Genomic DNA, 21,191 nt, shown 5'->3' with positions numbered 1-21,191 from the left:
TCCTTACCCCCGTTCCCGGCCCTTGACGAGATCAAATCACCCGCCTCACGCGTATGCTCCGCGCAACCGCAGCTTCCAGATGGCCTAAAATCCTCGCCGAAGGCCCTTGCCCCGCAGGGGCAAGCACTTCGCACCGCTAATAAAAACTCTGCGGATCGATATCGACGGCGATGCGCACATCATTCTTCAACCGCAGCTGTGCGACCCATTTCGCCAATGCCTCTTGCAGAGGCGCGGCCTTTTCGGCCTTGACCAGCAGCCGCACGCGATGGCGCCCGCGCACCCGTGCGATTGGCGCGGGCGCGGGGCCATAGACCTGCGCGCCGATAGCCCGCAGCGGCGCATCCTGCCGCGCCAGCTGGTTGCCCGCATCAAACAGCGCGGCCACATCAGGGCCGCTCAGGATGATGCCCGCCATCCGGCCATAGGGCGGCACGCCGGCGTGGCGGCGCTCTCCGGCTTCGGCTTTCCAGAACCCCTCCTCATCCCCAGCCAGAATGGCGCGGATCACGGGGTGATCCGGCTGAAAGGTCTGCAGCAGCGCGGTGCCCGGAGCCTCCGCCCGACCGGCGCGCCCCGCCACCTGCCGCATCAGCTGATAGGTTCGTTCTGCCGCGCGCAGGTCCGATCCCATCAGCCCCAGATCCGCGTCGATGACCCCCACCAGCGTGAGGTTGGGAAAGTTGTGCCCCTTCGCAACCAGCTGCGTGCCGATGATGATATCCGCCGCCCCATCAGCGATCCCCGCGATCTCGGCCTTGAGCGCGCGGGCCGAACCGTACATGTCCGAGCTTAGCGTCGCGACCCGCGCCTCGGGCCAAAGGGCGGCGGCTTCTTCGCCCAGACGTTCCACCCCCGGACCCACGGCAGCCAGCTTGCCTTCGACCTCGCACGACGGGCAGACCTCGGGCATGGGCTTGCTTTCGCCGCATTGGTGGCAGACCAGCCGTTTGAGGTAGCGGTGTTCGACCATCCGCGCATCGCAATGATCGCAGCCGATCTGATGCCCGCAGGCGCGGCACAGGGTCACCGGCGCATAGCCGCGGCGGTTGATGAACAGCATCGCCTGTTCGCCCCGTTCCAGCCGCTTGTCGACCTCGACCTTCAACGTGGGCGACACCCATTTATCGCTCGGCAGGCCTTCGCTGCGCATGTCGATCGCGCCCATCGTCGGCATCACCGCCGGCCCAAAGCGCGATGTCAGCTCGACCCGCGTATATTTGCCCGCCTCGGCGTTGGCCCAGCTTTCCAACGACGGCGTGGCAGAGGCCAGAACCACCTGCGCCCCGCAGATCGACGCCCGCAGCACCGCCATGTCACGGGCGTTATACAGCACGCCTTCTTCCTGTTTGTACGAGGTGTCATGTTCCTCGTCGACGACGATCAGACCAAGGTTCTGGAACGGCAGAAACAGCGCCGACCGCGCACCGATCACCACCTGAGCCTGTCCCTGCCCGACCATTTTCCAGATGCGACGCCGCTCTGTCATCGTGGCACCCGAATGCCATTCCGCAGGCTTCGCGCCAAACCGCGCCTGCACACGGTGCAAGAACTGTTCGGTCAGCGCGATTTCCGGCAGCAGCACCAAAGCCTGCCTGCCGGATTTCAGCGCAGCGGCCACGGCCTCCAGATAGACTTCGGTCTTGCCCGATCCGGTCACGCCCCGCAGCAAGGTGGTGCCATATGTGCCCGAGGCCACCCCCGCCGCCAGCAGCGCCGACGCCGATGCCTGATCCTCCGTCAGCTCTTTGCTGGGCAAGCTCGGGTCCATGCGCATGAACGGCAGATCGCGCGGGCTGTCCTGTTCCAGCACTGCGCCCTGGGTCACCAACCCCTTAATCACCGACGCCGTCACCCCCGACATCTCGGCCAGTTCCTTGAGCGTGAACGAAAGGTCGCCATACTCCGCCAGAGTTTCCAACACGCGACGGCGCGCGTCGGTCATCCGGTCAGGCTCCCCCTCGCCACGCCGGTAAATCTTGCGCATCGACGGCGGGTCGCCCAACCCCGGCGCACGCGTCGCCAGCCGCAGCATCGCGGGCATAGGCGTCAGCGTATATGCGGCGGCACGGGTCAGAAAACTGCGCAGTTCTTCGCGCATGGGGGCCGCATCGAGCACGCGGATCACCGACCGTATCTTGGACAGATCGTAATCCCCCTGCCCAGCGCCCCAGACGACACCGATCACCTTGCGCGGGCCCAAAGGCACCTCGACGAAAGCCCCCATATGGCAGCCGCCTTCGGGCGCTTTGTAATCCAGCGCACGGCCCAGCGGCTGGGTGGTCATCACGGCCACCAGCTCATTTGCATGAAAAAATTCTGGCGGTTTCACCAATCGCTCCGGAACGGGGTTACGGGAATTAGGGTTCCAGCTTGGCGGATGATGCGCTAAAGCCCTAGGCGACAGACATAGCCATTCCTGCTGCCTATTCCAACCTGAAGGACGTAACATGAAATTCTTCGTAGATACCGCCGAAATCGATGCCATCGCCGAGCTGAACGATCTGGGCATGGTAGACGGGGTAACAACAAACCCGTCGCTGATCCTGAAATCCGGCCGCAACATTCTGGAAGTCACGAAAGAGATCTGTGATCTGGTCGACGGCCCCGTCTCTGCCGAAGTTGTCGCGACCAAGGCGGACGACATGATCGCCGAAGGCCGCAAACTGGCCGAGATCGCGGAAAACATCACCGTGAAGCTGCCCCTGACATGGGACGGTCTGAAAGCTTGTAAAGTGCTGTCGGACGAAGGCAAGATGGTCAACGTCACGCTCTGCTTCTCGGCGAACCAGGCATTGATCGCCGCCAAGGCCGGTGCCACGTTCATCTCGCCATTCATCGGGCGTCTGGATGACATCAACCTTGACGGTATGGACCTGATCCAGGACATCCGCACGATCTATGACAACTACGGGTTCGAGACTGAAATCCTCGCCGCGTCGATCCGTACCGTGAACCACGTGCTGGACGCTGCGCGTATCGGTGCCGATGTCATGACCGCCCCGCCAGAAGTGATCAAGAAGCTGGCCGCGCACCCGCTGACTGACAAGGGGCTCGAGACCTTCATGGCCGATTGGGCAAAGACAGGTCAGAACATCCTCTGATCCCGCCCTAAGGCGACGACAAAGGGGCACGCGCGTCGCAGGCTGCGCGTGCCCACCACGATCTACATGTGCCCGTAGCTGGCCCGTGCCCTCGCAGAAAACCGCAGCAGCTTCGCCCTGCCTCTGCCCCGTCCATGCGCGGCGAACGGGCGGTTTGACGCCGAAAAACCAGCCATACGCCAAAAGAAAAAAGCAGATTTAGCCTGACGCGCATGCTATGTCAGTGCCAAATATAAAAAGAGACCCGCATGAGCAGTAACCACAAGATCGAAGATTCCCTTCGGGAAGCGATTATTTCACAGCCCGACGTCATTCTTGACGACAACGACGTGATGCAGGCCCTGATCGCCGCGAATGAACGCGCGATGGGGGGCAATATTGTCGATCTGCGCGGCATCGCCATGGATCGGCTGGAAACCCGTCTGGACCGGCTTGAGGACACGCACCGCAACGTCATCGCCGCGGCCTATGAAAACCTTGCGGGGACCAACCAGATCCACCGCGCGATCCTGCGCATGCTTGACCCTGTAGACTTCGAACCCTTCCTCAAGGATCTCGGGGGCGAGGTTGCCGATATCCTGCGGGTCGACGCTGTGCGGCTGGTGCTGGAATCTGCCGAGAATGACGACGATCCCGCGATCAAGCGCTTGGGCGATGTGCTGAACGTCGCCGAGCCGGGGTTTATCGACGACTACCTGTCGCACGGGCGCGGCGGCACGGTGCGTCAGGTGACCCTGCGCGGTGTGCAACACAGCCCCGAACATATCTACGGCGGCGCGGCGGATTGGATCCGGTCGGAAGCCTGCCTGAAACTGAACTTTGGCGCGGGCCGTTTGCCGGGCCTGTTGATCCTTGGCTCCGAAGACCCGCATATGTTCAGCCCGCAACAGGGCACCGATCTGCTGGGCTTCTTCGCTGGCGTGTTCGAGCGGACGATGCGCCGCTGGCTGTCTTGAGCGGGGCAAACGCGCTTTTGATCAGCCCCGCCGCGCGGGACGCCCTGCAAAGCTGGCTGGATCATCAACGCGCCCTGAAAGGGGCTGCCGAGAACACGCTTACCGCCTATCAGGGGGATCTGGTCGATTTCCTTGCGTTCATGACGCTGCACAAGGACGACAGCCAAGGCTTGGGCGCGCTGTCACAGATCACCATCTCGGACATGCGTGCCTGGATGGCGCAGACCCGCAGTGGGGATGTCGGGCCACGGTCGATGGCGCGCAAGCTGTCGGCGGTCAAGGCGTTCTATCGCTGGCTGGCAGAGCGCGAGGGGTTCGAGCCTACCGCCGTGCTGTCTACCAGATCGCCGAAGTTTCCCAAAAAGCTGCCCCGCCCCTTGGCGATTGATGCCGCTCAGGCGATGATCGACAGCGTGGAAATGCAGTCGCGTCATGCCTGGGTGGCCGCGCGGGATGTGGCGGTCCTGACCCTGCTGTGGGGGTGCGGGCTGCGGATATCCGAAGCGCTTGGCCTCAAGGGGGCCGACGCGCCCCTGCCCGAGGTGCTGCGTATCATCGGAAAGGGCGGCAAGGAACGGGTGGTGCCCGTACTCCCTGCGGCGCGCGATGCCGTGGATGCCTATCTGCGCGTCTGCCCCTTTGGGAAGGAACGGGATGCGCCGCTGTTTCGCGCAGTGCGCGGCGGGCCTTTGGCGGCGCGGGCGATATCACAGGTGATGGCGGATGCACGGATGCAGCTTGGCCTGCCCGCCAGCGCCACACCCCACGCGCTGCGCCACAGCTTTGCCACGCATCTGCTGGATGCGGGGGGCGATCTGCGTGCGATCCAAGAGCTTTTGGGCCATGCCTCGCTCTCGACCACGCAGGCCTATACGGCTGTCGATACCGCGCGTCTGATGGATGTCTATAACCGCGCCCACCCCAAGGCGGGCGGCGGCAGTTAACGGTCCAGCTGGGTGACGAAATCCTGCGCGGCTTTGGTGGGGTCCGCCAGCCCCTGTGCGACACGATCGCTAAGCTCGGTCAACGCGGCCTTGGCCTTGGGCTTTTCCAACTGCGCAAGCAACGCCTGCTTTACCGCCTGTTCAAACCAATAGCGGGCTTGTGCGGCACGGGCATGTTGCCAGAACCCTTCGGCGCGGCGCCATTCGGTCAGCGCCTCTACCTCTGCCCATGCCTCGTCCAGCCCGTTTTCCTCCAGCGCTGACACCATCATCGCCTTGGGAAACCCCTTGGGGTCTTGTGGCCGTTTGCGCAGCAACCGCAGGGCACCGGCGTAATCGGCACAGGTCCGCGACGCGACGGGTTTCAGATCCCCATCGGCCTTGTTGATCACGATGATATCCGCCATCTCCATGATGCCGCGCTTGACGCCTTGCAGCTCGTCCCCGCCCGCAGGGGCCAGCAAAAGCATGAAAACATCGGACATCTCTGCCACCACCGTCTCTGACTGGCCGACGCCGACCGTTTCGATCAGCACCACGTCAAAACCTGCGGCCTCGCACAGGGTCACCGCCTCGCGGGTGCGGCGGGCCACGCCGCCCAGATGCGTCTGGCTGGGCGACGGGCGGATGAAAGCATCGCGTTCGCGCGACAAGAGGTCCATCCGCGTCTTATCCCCCAAGATCGACCCGCCCGAACGCGAAGAGGACGGATCAATTGCCAGCACCGCGACCTTGAGCCCACGCCCGATCAGCATCATGCCGAAGCTTTCGATAAAGGTGGATTTCCCCACACCCGGCGTCCCCGACAACCCGATCCGCAGCGCCTCGCGCCCCTTGGGCAGCGCGGCAAGCAGCTCTGTCGCCTGTGCGCGGTGATCCTCGCGACCGGATTCGATCAAGGTGATCCCCCGCGCCAGCGCGCGGCGCTCCCCTGCTGCGATACCCTTTGCCAGATCGTCGATGTTCATAGGTCCTGCCCCTCACGCCTTTGGCCCATGTTTCGATCCCGGCGGCGCAAATGTCCAGACCGGAGGCCGGGTCTTGGCCCCGCGCCGGGTTTCGACCATAACCACGCTTATGGCTTTTACCCTTCCCATTGATGACGTGATGCCGCAGGTGATCGACGCGCTGCGCGGTCAGGGCCGCGTTGTGCTGCAAGCGCCCCCCGGTGCGGGCAAGACCACGCGCGTGCCGCTGGCGATGTTGGACGCGGGGCTGACCAACGGCCGCATCCTGATGCTGGAACCACGCCGCCTTGCCGCGCGTGCAGCCGCCGAACGCATGGCTGCGACCTTGGGCGAAGAACCGGGGCAAACCGTGGGCTTTCGCGTCCGCGGTGCCAGCGCCGTCAGCAAATTCACCCGTATCGAGGTCGTGACCGAGGGCATTCTGACCCGCATGCTGCAAGACGACCCCGACCTGCCCGGTGTCGGCGCGGTGATCTTTGACGAATTCCACGAAAGATCCCTGAACGCTGATCTGGGACTCGCGCTTTGCCTAGAGGTAGCCGAAGCGCTGCGCGATGACCTGTTGATCGTCGCCATGTCCGCCACGCTGGACGCCGGCCCCGTCGCTGCGCTGATGCAGGCTCCGGTGGTCACCTCCGAAGGGCGCAGCTTTCCGGTGACGCCCCATTGGCTGGACCGGCCCGTAGGCAAACAACGGTTCGAGCAGGCAGTCGCCGATCTGGTGTTGCACGCGCTGGATACCGCCCCCGGATCGGCGCTGGTGTTCCTGCCCGGCGAAGGCGAGATACGACGGGTTGAAAGCGCGCTGACCGGACGGCTGCCCGCCGATTGCACGCTCGCCCCGCTGTTCGGCGCGATGGACTTCAAAGCGCAGCGCGCTGCGATTGCCCCGGCCAAAACGGGCCGCAAGGTCGTGCTCGCGACTTCTATCGCGGAAACCTCGCTGACCATCGAAGGGGTGCAGATCGTGGTGGACGGGGGCCGCGCGCGACGGGCGCAGTTCGATCCGTCCTCTGGCATGTCGCGGCTGATCACCGACCGCGTGACCCGCGCCGAAGCGACGCAGCGCGCGGGCCGTGCGGGGCGTGTGTCGGAAGGCACTGCGTTCAAACTATGGACCCGTGGCGAGGAAGGCGCGCTGGCCGCCTACCCCCCCGCCGAGATCGAGGCCGGCGATCTATGCGCCTTCGCGTTAGAGCTGGCAGTCTGGGGGGCGCAGGCCGATGACCTGAAGTTCGTGACCCCGCCTCATGCAGGCCGTCTGGCCGAAGCACAGGCCGTGCTGCACATGCTGGGCGCGCTGGATGCGACAGGTCGGATCACAGAGCATGGCCGAAGCTTGGCCAAGATGCCGCTGCATCCCCGTCTGGCGCATATGGTTGCCAAAGGCGGGCGCAGCGCCCCGACGCTGGCCGCGATCCTGTCGGAGCGTGACCCCTTGCGCGGCGGCTCTGTCGATCTGGCGCTGCGGCTGGATGCGGTCGCGGGCAAGCGCGTCCCGGCCGAGGTCAACCACGCAGCCCTTTCACGCATCAAGCAAGACGCCAAACGGCTGGCCAGAGGGCAAACCGGCGACGGCCCCGATACGCTGGGGGTGCTGGCGGCCCTTGCCTACCCCGATAGGGTGGCGCTGCGGCGCAAGGGCGACGCGCCGCGATACGTTATGTCGGGCGGCAAAGGCGCGATCCTGCCCGAGAGCGATCCGCTGGCGGGGGAACGTTTGCTGGTGGCGACCGATCTTGACGGCGACCCTCGAGAAGCACGCATTCGCCAAGCCGCGCGCCTCTCCGACAGCGATCTGCGGGGCAGCTTCGCGGATCAAATCGGATGGCATAAACTCTGCGTCTGGTCCCGCCGCGAGGGCCGCGTGCTGGCGCGGCAGCAGGAACGTTTTGGTGCATTGGTGCTGGACGACAGGGCGTGGTCCGACGCCCCTGCGGAAGACATCGCGCAGGCCATGCTCGACGGGGTGCGGCAGCTGGGTCTGATGCCCGGCAAAGCGGCAACGCTGTTTCTGGCGCGGGCGCGGCTGATGGGCGATGGTTTCCCCGATTTCAGCGAGGATCACCTGCTTGAGACCTTGGAGGATTGGTTGCCCGGTCATCTGGCAGGTGTCCGCAGCACCGCCGACTGGAAGGCGTTTGACCTGCTGCCTGCCCTGACCGCGCGGCTGAGCTGGGACGACCAGCAAGCGCTTGATCGTGCCGCGCCTGCGCATTTCACCACGCCGCTGGGGCGCAAGATCGCGATTGATTATAGCGAAACGCAGCCCCAGATCGCCCTGCGTCTGCAAGAGGTCTTTGGCACCACCCGTCACCCCATGATCGCAGGGCAGCCCTTGCAGATCACGCTGCTGTCCCCCGCGCAGCGACCCGTGCAGGTGACCACCGATCTGCCGGGGTTTTGGGCTGGGTCCTATGCCGATGTGCGCAAGGACATGCGCGCCCGCTATCCGCGCCACCCTTGGCCCGAAGACCCGACGCAGGCCGATCCGACGCTACGGGCCAAACCCCGCGGCACCTGAGCCCCGACGGTGTTGCGCAGCGTGCCCTGCGAGTACCAGTAATCCGCCCGCAATCGCCCAGTTCTTGACAAAGATCGACATCTGCCACGGGTCATCAGGGATGAAGTGGAAAATGCTCGTTGCCATACAATAAAGCGCGAGTGCTGCGCTCATGGGGGCGAGCCAGAGACCGAAGATCAGGCTGATCGCCGCCACCCCGTTGAACAGCATCGCGGGCCAGACGAGGAACACGGGCAATCCGCGATCCGACAGCAAACCCTGCGCCGCTGCAGGGTCCACGAGCTTTTGCACAAATCCCGCGACGAAAAGGGCCGCCAAAAGCAGGCGGCCCGTGTAAATCGCAACTCTCTCAACCCGCTGCATCAGGCGGCGGCGGGCTTAAAGGTCATCGCCAAACCGTTAATACAGTGGCGTTTGCCCGTGGGTGCAGGACCATCATCGAACACATGACCCAGATGGCCGCCGCAGCGGTCGCAATGCACCTCGGTCCGCGTGGTAAAGAAACCCTTGTCCGGCATCGTTTCGACAGCATCGTCCAGCGGGGCGAAGAAGCTTGGCCAGCCGGTGCCGCTTTTGAACTTGGTCTCGGAGCTATAAAGCGCCTGATCACAACCCTTGCAATGGAACACGCCTTTGCGGACCTCATCGTTCAGCGGGCTGGTAAATGCGCGTTCGGTATCCCCCTCGCGCAGGACGGCATATGCGTCATCGCCCAGTTGCGCGCGCCATTCGGCAGGGGTGCGGCTGACTTCAAAGTCGCCCTGTGCCACGGTCCCGGCCTGCGCCGCCCCCCCTACGCCAAACGGCAAGGCCGCCATCGTCATCGTTGTGCATTTCAGGAAATTCCGGCGTTTCATAATGCCCCCTTAAGGTTGCGGTACTGCGGATAGATTGGATGTCTGTTGAAAGGGCCGCCGGACGTCGCGCATGGCGCTGACATCCGGCGGTACTCGTTACAAGGCACGCGAGGTGCCGATACTGGATAAACCCGTTGGCGGAATGCATGGTTCCACGCCAACAAACTCGTTACCAAACCCCGCCAAAAACACGGCACGGTCCCTCAGCGACATGGGCTTGCAACCAGTGTCGGCCTGAGTTGTGGAAATACACGGAAGTAGAAAACGAGAAGTTTCACCGAAAACGCAAAAAACCAAAGTTTTTATTAAACTTTCTCAAATACCGTTAAGAAACAACGACTTCGCCCACATGAAAGCGGACGAAGTCTTTGTTTGAATAGTCAGCGACCCCGATAAAACCCGGATTACAGTTCAGACATAGCCCCTGCGGCCAGGACATCGCCCGTAGGCGCCCCCGTGGGCGAGCCGCCGACGGGTTCATCCGAAATCGCCAGCGTGATCTGTGCCGCCTGGCTGCGCAGCTCTGCCGGAACAAGAATCCGCGTCGTCTCGCTGTCGGGCAGAACGCCCAAGGAAACCGGAGCCTGATCGGGCAGGATCGCCCAAAGTTCTAGCACACGCCCCTCGTTCGCGGCGCCCGAAACGCGGCGTAGCGCGATCTCGTGCTTGACCGGTTCGACCACGGCCAACACTTGCAACGGGCTGGTGTCGCTGACCAGCTGTGCCGCCAGAACGGTCGGTTGATCGTCGCCCGGACGTGTGTTGATCTCAAGCAGTTGCACGCCAAGGTAGCCCGCAAATAGCAGCGATGCCATCGCCATCCCCTGCCAGAGCCACAAACGTTGCAGGATCGAAACCCGCTGCTTCGGGAAGACCTGCGCCATCAGCTTTTTCTTCACGCGCGCGGACGGCGAGACGGGATCGATTCCGTCGGTCATTGCGGTCAGGCGTTCCTGCCAGAAGACAACGCGGTCTGCGAAATCACGTTCAGTCGCAATGCGATGACGCGCCGCGATCATATCGTCGTCAGACGACAGGCCCAGCACCATTTCGGCGGCCAGAAGATCATCATCATGGGGTGTTTCAGGCGTTTGGGTCATTGGCTCATACACTCCCGCAGGGCGATCAGGCCACGGCGCAGCCAGGTTCGCATCGTATTCAGCGGCACGCCGAAGCGTTCGGCCAGATCGGAATAGGTCTCGCCATCCAGATAGGCACCCCGAATGGCTTTGCCACGGTCTTCTTCCAGCGTATCAAGACAGCCCGACAGGCGCGACGCCTCTGACGAGGCAACGGCGTATTGTTCGGGCGTGGGACCGGGGGAAACAAGTTCAAAACCGGGCGTGTTCACGTCCTGATGGCCTTTTTTGCGGGCCCGCAGACGGTCGATAGAGGTATTTCGTGCAATGGTGATCAGCCACGTCATCGGGCTCAGGCCATTGGCATTATACTTATCGGCATTGTTCCAGATTTTGACGAAACTGTCTTGCATGGCGTCCTCTGCTGCGGCGCGTTTGTTCAACACACGCAGACAAACCCCGAAAAGTTTCGCAGAAACACGATCATAGAGCTGGTCAAACGCCGCGCGGTCTTTCAACGCGACACGGGCAATCAAGTTTTCGATTTCTTGTCGGTCCATTTGCACGGGCCTTTTCTCCACCTGAACGGGTTTCCAGCGTTACACCGAAACCTACGGCACTCACTACATTTGTCCAGCAAAGCGTTGTCATTGGACGGTTTTGTGTAACCCAGGCGCATCGCGTTGGCCAATGGGTAATCTATCGCGCGGCATGCGGGCGCGGAAATTGCCCCCCGCGTTCACAAGCTATGGACGGGGGACGGTGTTGCGCGTTTAGTCGTGGCAGGGCTGCTCTGATGTACACCGCTGCACGGCATCCCCTCTGTCTGGCCCCTATGTGGCCCAAATGTGGAAGGAGTATCGCGATGCCGCAGCCCAATCACAGCACCTATGACGTTGTCATTATCGGTGGCGCGATCTTTGGATCGTCGGTCGCATGGTGGCTGACCCAGATGGCCGGTTTTGACGGCAAGGTTCTGGTGGTCGAACGTGACCCCACCTATGAATACGCCGCCACAAGCCATACCAACAGTTGCATCCGCCAGCAGTTCAGCTCGGCCATCAACGTGAAGGTGTCGCAGTTCGGGGCCGAGTTTATCAAGAACTTCCGCCGGTTTATGGGCGATGATCCAGAGGTGCCGCATCTGGCGTTGCAAAATTTTGGCTATCTCTACCTCGCGGACACGCCCGAGTTTGCGCAGACGCTGCAACAGAACCAGCAGATACAGGTGGCACTGGGGGCGGGCACGCAGCACATGACCGCCGCCGAAGTCGCCGCCGCCTATCCGTTCTATCAGCTTGATGACATCATTGCCGCCAACCACAACCGCGTGGATGAAGGCTATTTCGACGGCGGCACCATGTTTAACTGGTTCAAGCGCATGGCCCGCCGCAACGGCGTGGAATACCTGCACGACGAAGTGACCGCGATGACCAAAGCCGCCGATGGCACATCCGTCACCCATGTCATGCTGAAATCCGGCGCGACGGTGGCCTGCGGGACGGTGGTCAACGCTTCTGGCCCGCGGGCGGCCGCGACGGCGGGCATGGCCGGCATCACCCTCCCGGTAGAGCCGCGCAAACGCTATACTTTTGTGTTCGATGCCGCCAAACCGCTGGACCGCGACCTGCCGCTGACAATCGACCCGTCCGGCGTGCATTTCAGGACCGAAGGGAAATACTACATGGCGGGCTGCCCCCCGCGCGAAGATCCTGCGGTCGCCTATGACGACTTTGCCTTTGATCACAGCCTTTGGGAAGACAAGGTGTGGCCCGCCATCGCCACCCGCGTCCCGCAGTTCGATCAGGTCAAGGTGATCAACGAATGGGTCGGGCACTACGATTACAACACGCTGGACCAGAACGCGATTGTCGGGCCGCACAGTGTGGTCGAGAATTTCCTGTGCCTGAACGGGTTCTCCGGTCACGGGCTGCAACAGGCACCCGCCCTTGGCCGTGGCATCGCTGAATGGATCGCCTATGGCGCATACCGCACGTTGGACCTAGGCCCCTACGCCTACCGCCGGATCGAGGAAAACCAATCGCTGATTGAAAAGGCGGTGATTTGATCCCCCTGCCCCGATGACATACCCATGCCAGGCAACACCCCTTTGTGCGGGCGCGCAGCCTTGCTTGGCCTCGCAAAACGATAGTGGAAGGAAAACGACATGATGAAGAAACTGGTTCTGACGGGGGCCGCAGGGCGGCTTGGGTCCTACCTGCGTGAACCCCTGTCTAAGATGTGCCAAGAACTGGTCAGCACCGACATCGTCGATGACATCGGCACGCTCTATGAAGGCGAAAGCTACGCCAAGGCCGATGTCGCCGTCTATGACCAGATCGCGCCGCTGCTGGAGGGTGCGGACATGGTTGTCCACTTCGGCGCCATCGTCGATGAAAAACCCTTCGAGGAACTGCTGGGGCCGAATTTCGTCGGATCTTACAACGTGTGGGAAGCCGCCTATCAGCACGGGCTTCAACGGGTCGTTTATGCTTCGTCCATCCACGCTGTGGGCATGCACAAGAAGTCCGACTTCATCGGCATCGACGCGCCCCACAAGCCCGATACATTCTACGGCCTCGCCAAATGCTTTAGCGAAGACCTTGCGTCCATGTATTGGGACAAACGCGGGCTAGAGGCCGTGTGCCTGCGCATCCTCAGCTGCGCACAGGTCAACAACACCCGTGCCTTGGGATCGTGGCTGTCCTATGACGATCTGATCCAGCTGGTCACCCGCGCCATCGATACGCCATCGGTCGGCTTCAGCGTGGTCTACGGCGTCTCCAACAACGACCGCGCGCCGGTGGACAATGCCAAAGCGTCCTTCCTCGGCTATCGCCCGAAAGACAACGCAGAGCAGTTCGCCGAGAAGATCCTTGCCGAAGCACCACCGGTCGATCTGAAAGACCCCGGCCAAATGCACCACGGTGGCCCCTTTGCCGCGGTCGACCTCGGCGAAAGCGGCGTGGCGTCGATGAACATCGTCAACGACAAGAAAACCACCTGATGCCTTGAGGGCGGGCGGGGCTTTACCCCCCGCCCGCATGCTTCACGTGACGCGATGTTTGGAATGGCACCCGTCTTGTCAGCAGGCGCGACAGATGCGCCCGCGGCTCACAATTCGATGCGGATATCGTGGATCCACAGTTTTGGCGGCCGCGAGAGCACAAAGACCACCACATCCGCCAGATCGTCGGGCTCGGTAAAGATATGATTGGGCACATCCTCCCCCGCCTTGCTGAACATCCCCGTGTTTGTCCCCGACTGGTAAACGCCGCCCACGCGCACGCCGGTGTTTTCCTCGTCCGCTTTCAGCACCTCGGTAAAGCCACGCACCCCGTATTTCGTGGCGGTATAGACAGATTGCCCGGCCTGCGCGACGACGCCGGACTTGGAAACGACATTAAGAATGATCCCCTCGTCATTCGCGCGCAGCGCCGGAATGGCGGCTTGCGTGATCTGCATCAAACCCGTCAGATTGGTCTGCACGGTCGCCTGCAAAAGCTGCGGCGGGATCTCATCCAGCGGGCCGGTTTTGTGCCAGATGCCCGCATTGTTGATCAGAATATCCAGCCCGCCAAATGCGGCTGTCACCTGCTCTACCGCCCCGCTGATCGCATCCGGGTTCTGGACATCACACGCAATGCCGATCGCTTCGCTGGCTCCAGCGGCGACGCATTCAGCCTCTACCGCAGCCAGACGGTCAGCATCGCGCCCCAGAATGGCCAGACGCGTCCCTACTGCCGCGAGTTTAAGGCAAATATGCCGCCCAATACCATCACTGCCACCAGTGACGATGATACGCTTGTTCTTTAATTCCATGATCCGCTCCTGAGTATTACACCCCCTCTACCCCACCTCCTTTCCTCGCGAAAGCATGGGCGCACGGTTTGCAAAAGGCGGGTGGCGGCGAAACTGTCAGAGCGGAAAGCCAAGCGCAACGTCGCGCCCCATCTCGGGCCGCGCAACACCTGATCAAGTATGTAGAAAATGTCGAGGTGTATGGCGGAGACGAAGGGATTCGAACCCTCGAGACCCTTCCGGGCCTACTCCCTTAGCAGGGGAGCGCCTTCGACCACTCGGCCACGTCTCCGTCGACGCGTATATCCAAGAAAACGCATGGGGCACAAGCGATAATCTCAGAAAATACCGGGAATGTCGGGATCGCGGGGATAGCGGAGGATATCGAGGGCGGGATACGGCTTGCGGCGCTATGCGCGCGGCGCGGGCCGGGGGCATTCGTGGGTCGAGGGGGGAGGCGGGCAGAGAAGTGGCGCGATGGCAGCGGGAGGGGCCGCTCACGCGCCAGATCGGCGGGCCGCCTGGAAAGCGGCCCGCCGGATTGGATCAGGTGTTGAACAGGAAGTGCAGCACGTCGCCGTCTTTGACGGTGTAGCTTTTGCCCTCGGCGCGCATCTTGCCGGCTTCCTTGGCGGGGCCTTCACCGCCCAAGGCCACGAAATCGTCATAAGCGATGGTTTCGGCGCGGATGAAGCCTTTTTCAAAATCACCGTGGATCACGCCAGCGGCTTTCGGCGCAGAGGTGCCAGCCTTGATCGTCCAGGCGCGGGCCTCTTTCGGGCCGACGGTGAAGTATGTCTCAAGGTGCAGCAGCTCGTAGCCCGCGCGGATCAACCGATCAAGCCCGGCTTCCTCTAGCCCCATCTCGTCCAGGAACATGCTGGCCTCTTCGGGCTCCAGCTGGCTGATTTCTTCCTCGATCTGGGCAGAGATCACGACATGGCTATTGCCCTGCGCCGCGGCCATTTCAGCGACTTTTGCAGAAAGGGCATTGCCCTCGGCCGCTTCGGATTCGCCGACGTTGCAGACATAAAGCACGGGCTTGGTCGTCAGCAATTGCAGCATGCGCCAAGCCTTGGCGTCATCCGCGTCAACCTCGACGGTGCGCGCGGGCTTGCCGTTCTCGATAGCTTCTTGCGCGGCGGCCAACAGGCGGTCCTGCTGCGCTGCGTCTTTATCGTTGCCCTTGATCTTGCGGACCAGACCGGCGCGGCGTTTTTCGATGCTTTCCAGATCGGCAAGCATCAGTTCTGTATCGATGGTCTCGGCGTCGGCCACGGGGTCCACGCGCCCTTCGACGTGGGTCACATCGCCATCCTCAAAGCAGCGCAGCACATGCGCGATCGCGTCCGTCTCGCGGATATTGGCCAGGAACTGGTTGCCGAGGCCTTCCCCTTTGGACGCCCCTTTGACCAAGCCTGCGATATCCACAAAGGTCATCCGCGTCGGGATAATCTGCTTGGAGCCCGCAATCGCCGCGAGTTTATCAAGGCGCGAATCCGGCACCGCGACTTCACCGACGTTCGGTTCGATTGTGCAGAACGGAAAATTGGCCGCCTGCGCTGCCGCTGTTTTGGTCAGCGCGTTGAAGAGGGTCGACTTGCCGACATTCGGCAGACCCACGATTCCCATCTTAAAGCCCATGACAAGCATCCTTTATAAGTTGGCGTTGTCCTAGGGTTTTGGCCGCCTTTGCGCAAGTCTTAGCGCAGGCGTCGGTCCTCGTGCGTCTGGTAAATCAGGATCCATGCGAGCACGATGAACATCGGATGGGTCAACCCGCCCGAAAAGATCACGGCCGGAATCCAGATCAGGAAGACGATAATCGCCGTGAAGATCCGTCCTGTCAGCAGGATGGAAAGCGGCGGCAACAGCAGGGCGAGTACATAATTCATGCGATAAATGTAGGCACCGGCGGCGGGATTTAAAGGACTATGTTATGCACACCTGCATAAATCCAACGCCCTTGGCACCTGTTTTTCGGAAAATCGCCCAAGCCCACCGGCGGAGTTGGATTGATTTCCCGTGATATATTCGGCATTGCAGCAGGGTAACGTAAAAAGGCCGCCCTCATGACACGTATCGACGCCAAATTCGCTGACCTCAAATCCCAAGGCAAGAAAGCCTTTGTCGCCTATGTGATGGCAGGCGATCCCGACTTTGACACGTCGCTCGAGGTGGTGCGCGGCCTGCCTGGCGCGGGCGTCGATATTATCGAACTGGGGCTGCCGTTTACCGATCCGATGGCCGATGGCTCTGCCATTCAGCTGGCGGGACAGCGCGCGCTTGAAGGCGGGATGACGCTGGACAAGACGCTGGCGCTTGCTGCGGCGTTCCGCGAACAGGATGACACGACCCCGATCGTGCTGATGGGCTATTACAACCCGATCTATTCCAAAGGCGTGGATACATTCCTAGAGGCGGCCAAGACGGCCGGCGTGGACGGGCTGATCGTCGTGGACCTGCCACCGGAAGAAGACGCCGAGCTGTGCCTGCCCGCGCAAGCCGCCGGTATGAACTTTATCCGCCTTGCGACCCCTACGACCGATGACAAACGTCTACCGCGGGTTGTGCAGAACACCTCGGGCTTTGTGTATTACGTGTCGATCACCGGCATCACCGGCTCTGCCGAAGCGGATGCGGGCGATGTCGCCCCCGAGGTTGAGCGCATTCAGAACGCCAGTGGCCTGCCCGTCATTGTCGGGTTTGGCGTGAACACCCCAGACAAAGCCGAAGCCATTGCAAGCGTTGCTGATGGGGTTGTTGTCGGCTCTGCCATCGTGTCAAAAATCGCAGATGGGCTGCCTGTCGAAGACGTGCTAAGCTTTGTCAAAACCCTGTCGGATGGTGCGCACCGGGCCTGAGCGCCCCGCCCGACGCCCGATGTCGTGGCGTAAAGCAATTGATTTCAACGGGCCGTATTGGTTAGATCATCTGACCAATACATAGGAACTTGCCACCATGCCCGTGATCACCACCATCGACGACCTCAAGCGCCTGCATGAACGCCGCGTGCCGCGGATGTTCTATGACTACGCGGAATCGGGCAGCTGGACAGAGCAAACCTTTCGCGAGAACACGACCGATTTTGAACAGATCCGCCTGCGCCAGCGCGTCGCCGTGGATATGAGCGGGCGCAGCACCAAGACGCAGATGATCGGGCAGGATGTGGCGATGCCTGTGGCACTTGCCCCTGTCGGGCTGACCGGCATGCAGCACGCCGACGGAGAGATCAAAGCCGCCCGCGCCGCCGAAGCCTTTGGCGTGCCCTTCACCCTGTCGACCATGTCCATCAATTCGATCGAGGATGTGGCAGAGGCGACGACGAAACCCTTCTGGTTCCAGCTTTATACCATGCGCGACGAAGACTATGTCGCGCGGCTGATCCAGCGCGCCAAGGATGCCAAATGCTCGGCCCTTGTCATCACGCTTGATCTGCAAATCCTCGGCCAGCGCCACAAAGATCTGAAGAACGGCCTGTCCGCCCCACCCAAGCTGACCGCCAAAACGCTCGCCAATCTGGCAACCAAATGGAGCTGGGGCATCGGCATGATGGGGGCCAAGCGGCGCAGCTTCGGCAATATCGTGGGCCATGTGCACGGCGTCGACGACACAGCCAACCTCGGCGCATGGACGGCAGAGCAATTCGACCCCACCCTCGACTGGGGCAAGATCGCCAAGCTGAAAGAGCAATGGGGCGGCAAGGTCATCCTCAAGGGTATTCTTGACGCCGACGATGCGCGGATGGCGCTGAAAGTCGGGGCGGATGCGATCATCGTCAGCAACCACGGCGGGCGCCAGCTGGACGGGGCGATCAGCTCTATCCGGGCGCTGCCGTCAATCCTGGAGGCCGTGGGCGACCAGATCGAAGTCCATCTGGACAGTGGAATCAGGTCCGGTCAGGACGTGCTCAAGGCGATGGCGATGGGGGCCAAGGGCACCTATATCGGGCGCGCCTTCATCTACGGGCTTGGTGCGATGGGTCAGGCCGGGGTTACCTCGGCGCTGGAGGTCATCCACAAGGAGCTCGACCTGTCCATGGCGCTTTGCGGTGAAACCTCTGTCGCGGGCTTGGGCAAGCATAACCTGCTTATTCCAAAAGGTTTTGAAGGCGACTGGCAGCCCTGAACCTGCGCCTTCTTCGCATGATACGCCCGCCTTGGCTGATATGTCAGGGCGGGCGAAAACCCTGCGCGCAGCCCCTGCCCCGCCCCGCATAGGTCGCAAACCAAGGCCAACTTGCGCAAAAGCGGCGTTTTAGTCTTTCCCAAACGCCCAAACCCGTCTATACGCGCGGCTTCACGCGGACATACAGCCTTGGAGGATGTCCGCCCTAAACATATTGGAGATTACAATGGCTGGAGAGATTCCTGATCTTGAAGCTTTCGAACGCACGGGGACAGGCAAGGGCGCCGCTCGTCAGGCACGCCGCGACGGCATGGTTCCTGGTATCGTATTCGGTGGTGACCTTGATCCGCTGCCGATCAACCTGGACTTTAACAAGCTGCTGACCAAACTGCGCGCAGGCCGCTTCAAGGCGACCCTGTTCAACCTCAAGGTTGAAGGCCAAGAAGACGTCCGCGTCATCTGCCGCGACGTTCAGCGTCACGTTGTTAAAGACCTGCCAACGCACGTTGACCTGATGCGTTTGAAGCGCACCACCAAAATCAACCTCTTCATCCAGGTTGAAGTCGAAGGCGAAGAAGTCAGCCCCGGCCTGAAAAAAGGTGGCGTTCTGACGCTGGTTCGTCCCGAAGTCGAACTGGTTGTGACCGCAGGCGATATCCCTGATCACATCACAATCGACGTTTCCGAACTGGAAATCGGCGACAGCCTCACCATCTCGAGCGTGAAGCTGCCAAACGGCACCAAGCCGGTCATCGACCGTGACTTCGTGATCGCGCAGATTTCCGCGCCTTCCGGTCTGGCCAGCCAGGACGATGATGAAGACGAAGATGTTGCAGCAGACGAAGTGCCCGCAACAGAAGTCAAAGAAGACTGATACCGATATATCCGTCGCGCCTGCGGGTGCGGATGGGTCGAGACGGGGTCGCCATGGGCGGCCCCGTTTTTCGTTGGGGCGTTATTTCGTTTGGCCCCGCGGTCTGCTATCCTTGGCCAAACAAACGTTTTTATCCATTCAAAGGGGTCCGCATGAAACTGATCGTAGGGCTTGGCAATCCGGGTGCCAAATACGCGGGCAACCGGCATAACATCGGCTTTATGGCGCTGGACCGCATCGCGCAGGACCACGGCTTTGCCGGATGGAAGACCAAGCACAACGGGCTAACGGTCGAAGGGCGTTTTGGCGCGGACCGCGTGGTCTTGCTCAAGCCCGAGACATTCATGAACAACTCTGGTCAGTCGGTGCAATCCGCCATGCGGTTTCACAAGCTTGAACCGGCGGATGTGATCGTTTTGCACGACGAAATCGACCTCGCCCCCGGCAAGGTGAAATGCAAGACCGGCGGCGGGCATGCGGGGCATAATGGCTTGCGGTCGATCCATGCGCATATCGGTCCCGACTATGACCGTGTGCGCCTTGGCGTAGGGCATCCGGGGCATAAGGACGCCGTACCGGGCTATGTCCTGCGCGACTTTGCCAAGGCAGAGCAGGAGTGGCTGGATGACGTATTGCGCGGGATCAGCGACGGTGCTGCGGATCTGGCGCGCGGCGATACGGCCAAGTTCATGAACGCCGTGGCCCTGCGTGTTGCCCCGCCACGATCCGGCACGGGCACCAAGAAACCCGCGGGCACTGCGGCCAAAGCTCAAGCCGCTGCGCCAAAGCCCGCGCAGCCGGCCCCAACGCAACCCAAGGCAGAGCCTGCCCCCCAAACCGACGACCGCAGCGCCATGCAAAAACTGTTGGACCGGTTCAAGTGACACTGCAAGCCGCCTTTGAAGAGCAAGCCGGGCATTGCATCGCACTTGGGTCTCCCTTCATGGGGCAGTTGATGGGCGTGCTGGCACGGGACTGGCCCGCCGACACAGCCCTTGGCCGTAAATTTGCGGCGTTCAAAGGGGATATCGGCCCGTCGGGCGCGTCCCTTCCCCTGCGCATCGCGGGCGGGCTGCATGCGCTGGTGCTGAAACGCAAAGCGCCTGCGCTGATGGCCGTTTACCCCCCGCACAAGGCGAGCGACCAAGCCCTGTCAGAGGCCGTGCGCGACGCGATCACCACGCATGAAGCCTTCTTGCTTGATTGGACCGACAGCGCACCGCAAACCAACGAGGTCCGCCGCTCTGCCGCGTTGATCGCGGGGGCCCGCGTCGCGGCGCAGCATTTCAATCTGCCGATCCGCCTGTCCGAACTTGGGGCCAGCGGCGGGCTCAACCTGATGTGGGACCACTTCGTGCTCGAGATCGAGGGGCATCGCTTCGGGTCGAACATGTCCACCATCCTGCTGTCGCCTGACTGGACAGGCAAATTGCCACCGGCGATCAACCCGCAGGTCGAAAAACGTCGCGGTGTTGATCTGAACTCGCTGGACCCGACGCGGCCCGACCACCTGTTGCGGCTGATGTCCTATATCTGGGCGGACCAACCCGAACGCCTGACACTGACGCGGACCGCGGCCTCTGTCATGACGGCACAGGTGCAACGCGGCGATGCGATTGACTGGCTGGCCCGCACCCTGCCCCAATCCCCCGAAGGGTGCCTGCACCTGATCCAGCACACCGTCGCGTGGCAGTATTTCCCCAAAGCGGCACAGGCCCGTGGCAAGGCGTTGATCGAGGCTGCTGGCAAACGCGCCACGCGCAACCGCCCGCTGGCATGGCTGTCGATGGAGCAGGACGGATCGGGCCTCAAGGGGGCCGCGCTGACGCTCAGGCTCTGGCCCGGTGACATCACCCTGCCCTTGGCGCGGGTCGATTTCCACGGTCGCTGGATCGATTGGACCTACACCGGCTGACGCCAAGTTTATCTGGCACCACCGCAGCCTTCGTGCTTGGG

General features: G+C 62.1%; 20 protein-coding genes and 1 tRNA gene. 11 read left to right on the top strand and 10 right to left on the bottom strand.

Features of this window, described 5'->3' with window-relative positions:
• Window positions 1-136: 136 nt before the first annotated feature.
• Entirely contained in the window at window positions 137-2,332 is a 2,196-nt protein-coding gene (locus AB1495_RS08440; RefSeq protein WP_139283812.1) for a primosomal protein N', read from the bottom strand.
• Window positions 2,333-2,450: 118 nt separating this feature from the next.
• Between AB1495_RS08440 and fsa the strand changes: the two genes are divergently transcribed.
• The 3 genes from fsa to AB1495_RS08425 all read left to right on the top strand — a co-directional run bounded on the left by fsa (window position 2,451) and on the right by AB1495_RS08425 (window position 5,004).
• A complete protein-coding gene (fsa, locus tag AB1495_RS08435; RefSeq protein WP_009826101.1) occupies window positions 2,451-3,104 on the top strand; it encodes a fructose-6-phosphate aldolase in 654 nt (217 codons plus the stop codon).
• A 248-nt stretch (window positions 3,105-3,352) separates the two neighbouring features.
• Window positions 3,353-4,060 (top strand): DUF484 family protein, encoded by a 708-nt coding sequence (locus AB1495_RS08430; protein WP_005851624.1) that lies wholly within the window; start codon window positions 3,353-3,355, stop codon window positions 4,058-4,060.
• Window positions 4,057-5,004, top strand: coding sequence for a tyrosine recombinase XerC (locus tag AB1495_RS08425; RefSeq protein ID WP_074635871.1), 948 nt, complete (start codon window positions 4,057-4,059; stop codon window positions 5,002-5,004). The genes AB1495_RS08430 and AB1495_RS08425 overlap by 4 nt, the downstream gene beginning before the upstream one ends.
• Here AB1495_RS08425 and meaB read toward each other — a convergent pair.
• Window positions 5,001-5,972 carry a methylmalonyl Co-A mutase-associated GTPase MeaB gene (gene meaB, locus AB1495_RS08420; RefSeq protein ID WP_074635872.1) on the bottom strand — a complete coding sequence of 324 codons (972 nt, stop codon included), beginning with the start codon at window positions 5,970-5,972 and terminating at the stop codon, window positions 5,001-5,003. The two genes, AB1495_RS08425 and meaB, sit on opposite strands and share 4 nt — an antisense overlap.
• 109 nt (window positions 5,973-6,081) lie before the next feature.
• Between meaB and hrpB the strand changes: the two genes are divergently transcribed.
• A complete protein-coding gene (hrpB, locus tag AB1495_RS08415; RefSeq protein WP_074635874.1) occupies window positions 6,082-8,496 on the top strand; it encodes an ATP-dependent helicase HrpB in 2,415 nt (804 codons plus the stop codon).
• On the opposite strand, the gene AB1495_RS08410 is transcribed toward hrpB, so the two are convergent.
• From AB1495_RS08410 to AB1495_RS08395, 4 genes are all read right to left on the bottom strand, one after another.
• Entirely contained in the window at window positions 8,470-8,859 is a 390-nt protein-coding gene (locus tag AB1495_RS08410; protein ID WP_074635876.1) for a DoxX family protein, read from the bottom strand. The two genes, hrpB and AB1495_RS08410, sit on opposite strands and share 27 nt — an antisense overlap.
• Window positions 8,859-9,353 (bottom strand): peptide-methionine (R)-S-oxide reductase MsrB, encoded by a 495-nt coding sequence (msrB, locus tag AB1495_RS08405; protein WP_074635878.1) that lies wholly within the window; start codon window positions 9,351-9,353, stop codon window positions 8,859-8,861. The genes AB1495_RS08410 and msrB overlap by 1 nt, the downstream gene beginning before the upstream one ends.
• Before the next feature lie 404 nt (window positions 9,354-9,757).
• Complete coding sequence (locus AB1495_RS08400; protein ID WP_074635880.1) at window positions 9,758-10,453, bottom strand: anti-sigma factor domain-containing protein; 696 nt, start codon at window positions 10,451-10,453, stop codon at window positions 9,758-9,760.
• On the bottom strand, window positions 10,450-10,992 hold the full coding sequence (locus AB1495_RS08395; protein WP_005851609.1) for a sigma-70 family RNA polymerase sigma factor: 543 nt from the start codon (window positions 10,990-10,992) through the stop codon (window positions 10,450-10,452). Before AB1495_RS08395 ends, AB1495_RS08400 begins: the two co-directional genes overlap by 4 nt.
• Window positions 10,993-11,297: 305 nt before the next feature.
• Here AB1495_RS08395 and AB1495_RS08390 point away from each other — a divergent pair, with 305 nt between their 5' ends.
• Both AB1495_RS08390 and AB1495_RS08385 read left to right on the top strand, forming a co-directional pair.
• Window positions 11,298-12,500 (top strand): FAD-binding oxidoreductase, encoded by a 1,203-nt coding sequence (locus tag AB1495_RS08390; RefSeq protein WP_074635882.1) that lies wholly within the window; start codon window positions 11,298-11,300, stop codon window positions 12,498-12,500.
• A 102-nt stretch (window positions 12,501-12,602) separates the two neighbouring features.
• Window positions 12,603-13,439 (top strand): NAD(P)-dependent oxidoreductase, encoded by an 837-nt coding sequence (locus AB1495_RS08385; protein WP_197145981.1) that lies wholly within the window; start codon window positions 12,603-12,605, stop codon window positions 13,437-13,439.
• Window positions 13,440-13,546: 107 nt separating this feature from the next.
• On the opposite strand, the gene AB1495_RS08380 is transcribed toward AB1495_RS08385, so the two are convergent.
• The 4 genes from AB1495_RS08380 to AB1495_RS08365 all read right to left on the bottom strand — a co-directional run bounded on the left by AB1495_RS08380 (window position 13,547) and on the right by AB1495_RS08365 (window position 16,128).
• Window positions 13,547-14,254, bottom strand: coding sequence for an SDR family oxidoreductase (locus AB1495_RS08380; protein ID WP_074635886.1), 708 nt, complete (start codon window positions 14,252-14,254; stop codon window positions 13,547-13,549).
• A gap of 181 nt (window positions 14,255-14,435) precedes the next feature.
• Window positions 14,436-14,525: transfer RNA gene (locus tag AB1495_RS08375), tRNA-Ser, on the bottom strand.
• A gap of 254 nt (window positions 14,526-14,779) precedes the next feature.
• On the bottom strand, window positions 14,780-15,877 hold the full coding sequence (gene ychF / locus AB1495_RS08370; RefSeq protein ID WP_005851601.1) for a redox-regulated ATPase YchF: 1,098 nt from the start codon (window positions 15,875-15,877) through the stop codon (window positions 14,780-14,782).
• 59 nt (window positions 15,878-15,936) lie between these two features.
• Window positions 15,937-16,128 (bottom strand): hypothetical protein, encoded by a 192-nt coding sequence (locus AB1495_RS08365; RefSeq protein WP_005851599.1) that lies wholly within the window; start codon window positions 16,126-16,128, stop codon window positions 15,937-15,939.
• A 177-nt stretch (window positions 16,129-16,305) separates the two neighbouring features.
• On the opposite strand from AB1495_RS08365, the gene trpA reads away from it, so the two are divergent.
• The 5 genes from trpA to AB1495_RS08340 all read left to right on the top strand — a co-directional run bounded on the left by trpA (window position 16,306) and on the right by AB1495_RS08340 (window position 21,150).
• Window positions 16,306-17,097, top strand: coding sequence for a tryptophan synthase subunit alpha (gene trpA, locus AB1495_RS08360; RefSeq protein ID WP_074635888.1), 792 nt, complete (start codon window positions 16,306-16,308; stop codon window positions 17,095-17,097).
• A gap of 97 nt (window positions 17,098-17,194) precedes the next feature.
• On the top strand, window positions 17,195-18,361 hold the full coding sequence (locus AB1495_RS08355; protein WP_009826077.1) for an alpha-hydroxy acid oxidase: 1,167 nt from the start codon (window positions 17,195-17,197) through the stop codon (window positions 18,359-18,361).
• Window positions 18,362-18,587: 226 nt separating this feature from the next.
• A complete protein-coding gene (locus AB1495_RS08350; protein ID WP_005851594.1) occupies window positions 18,588-19,235 on the top strand; it encodes a 50S ribosomal protein L25/general stress protein Ctc in 648 nt (215 codons plus the stop codon).
• 152 nt (window positions 19,236-19,387) lie between these two features.
• On the top strand, window positions 19,388-20,119 hold the full coding sequence (gene pth / locus AB1495_RS08345) for an aminoacyl-tRNA hydrolase (RefSeq protein ID WP_074635890.1): 732 nt from the start codon (window positions 19,388-19,390) through the stop codon (window positions 20,117-20,119).
• Window positions 20,116-21,150, top strand: a complete 1,035-nt coding sequence (locus tag AB1495_RS08340; protein WP_074635892.1) for a DUF2332 domain-containing protein — start codon at window positions 20,116-20,118, stop codon at window positions 21,148-21,150. The genes pth and AB1495_RS08340 overlap by 4 nt, the downstream gene beginning before the upstream one ends.
• Window positions 21,151-21,191: the final 41 nt, after the last annotated feature.

It is taken from the genome of Sulfitobacter pontiacus, from assembly GCF_040790665.1.
In the GTDB taxonomy this organism is placed as follows: Bacteria; Pseudomonadota; Alphaproteobacteria; order Rhodobacterales; family Rhodobacteraceae; genus Sulfitobacter; species Sulfitobacter pontiacus.
This window is presented reverse-complemented; position numbering and strand designations above follow the sequence as displayed.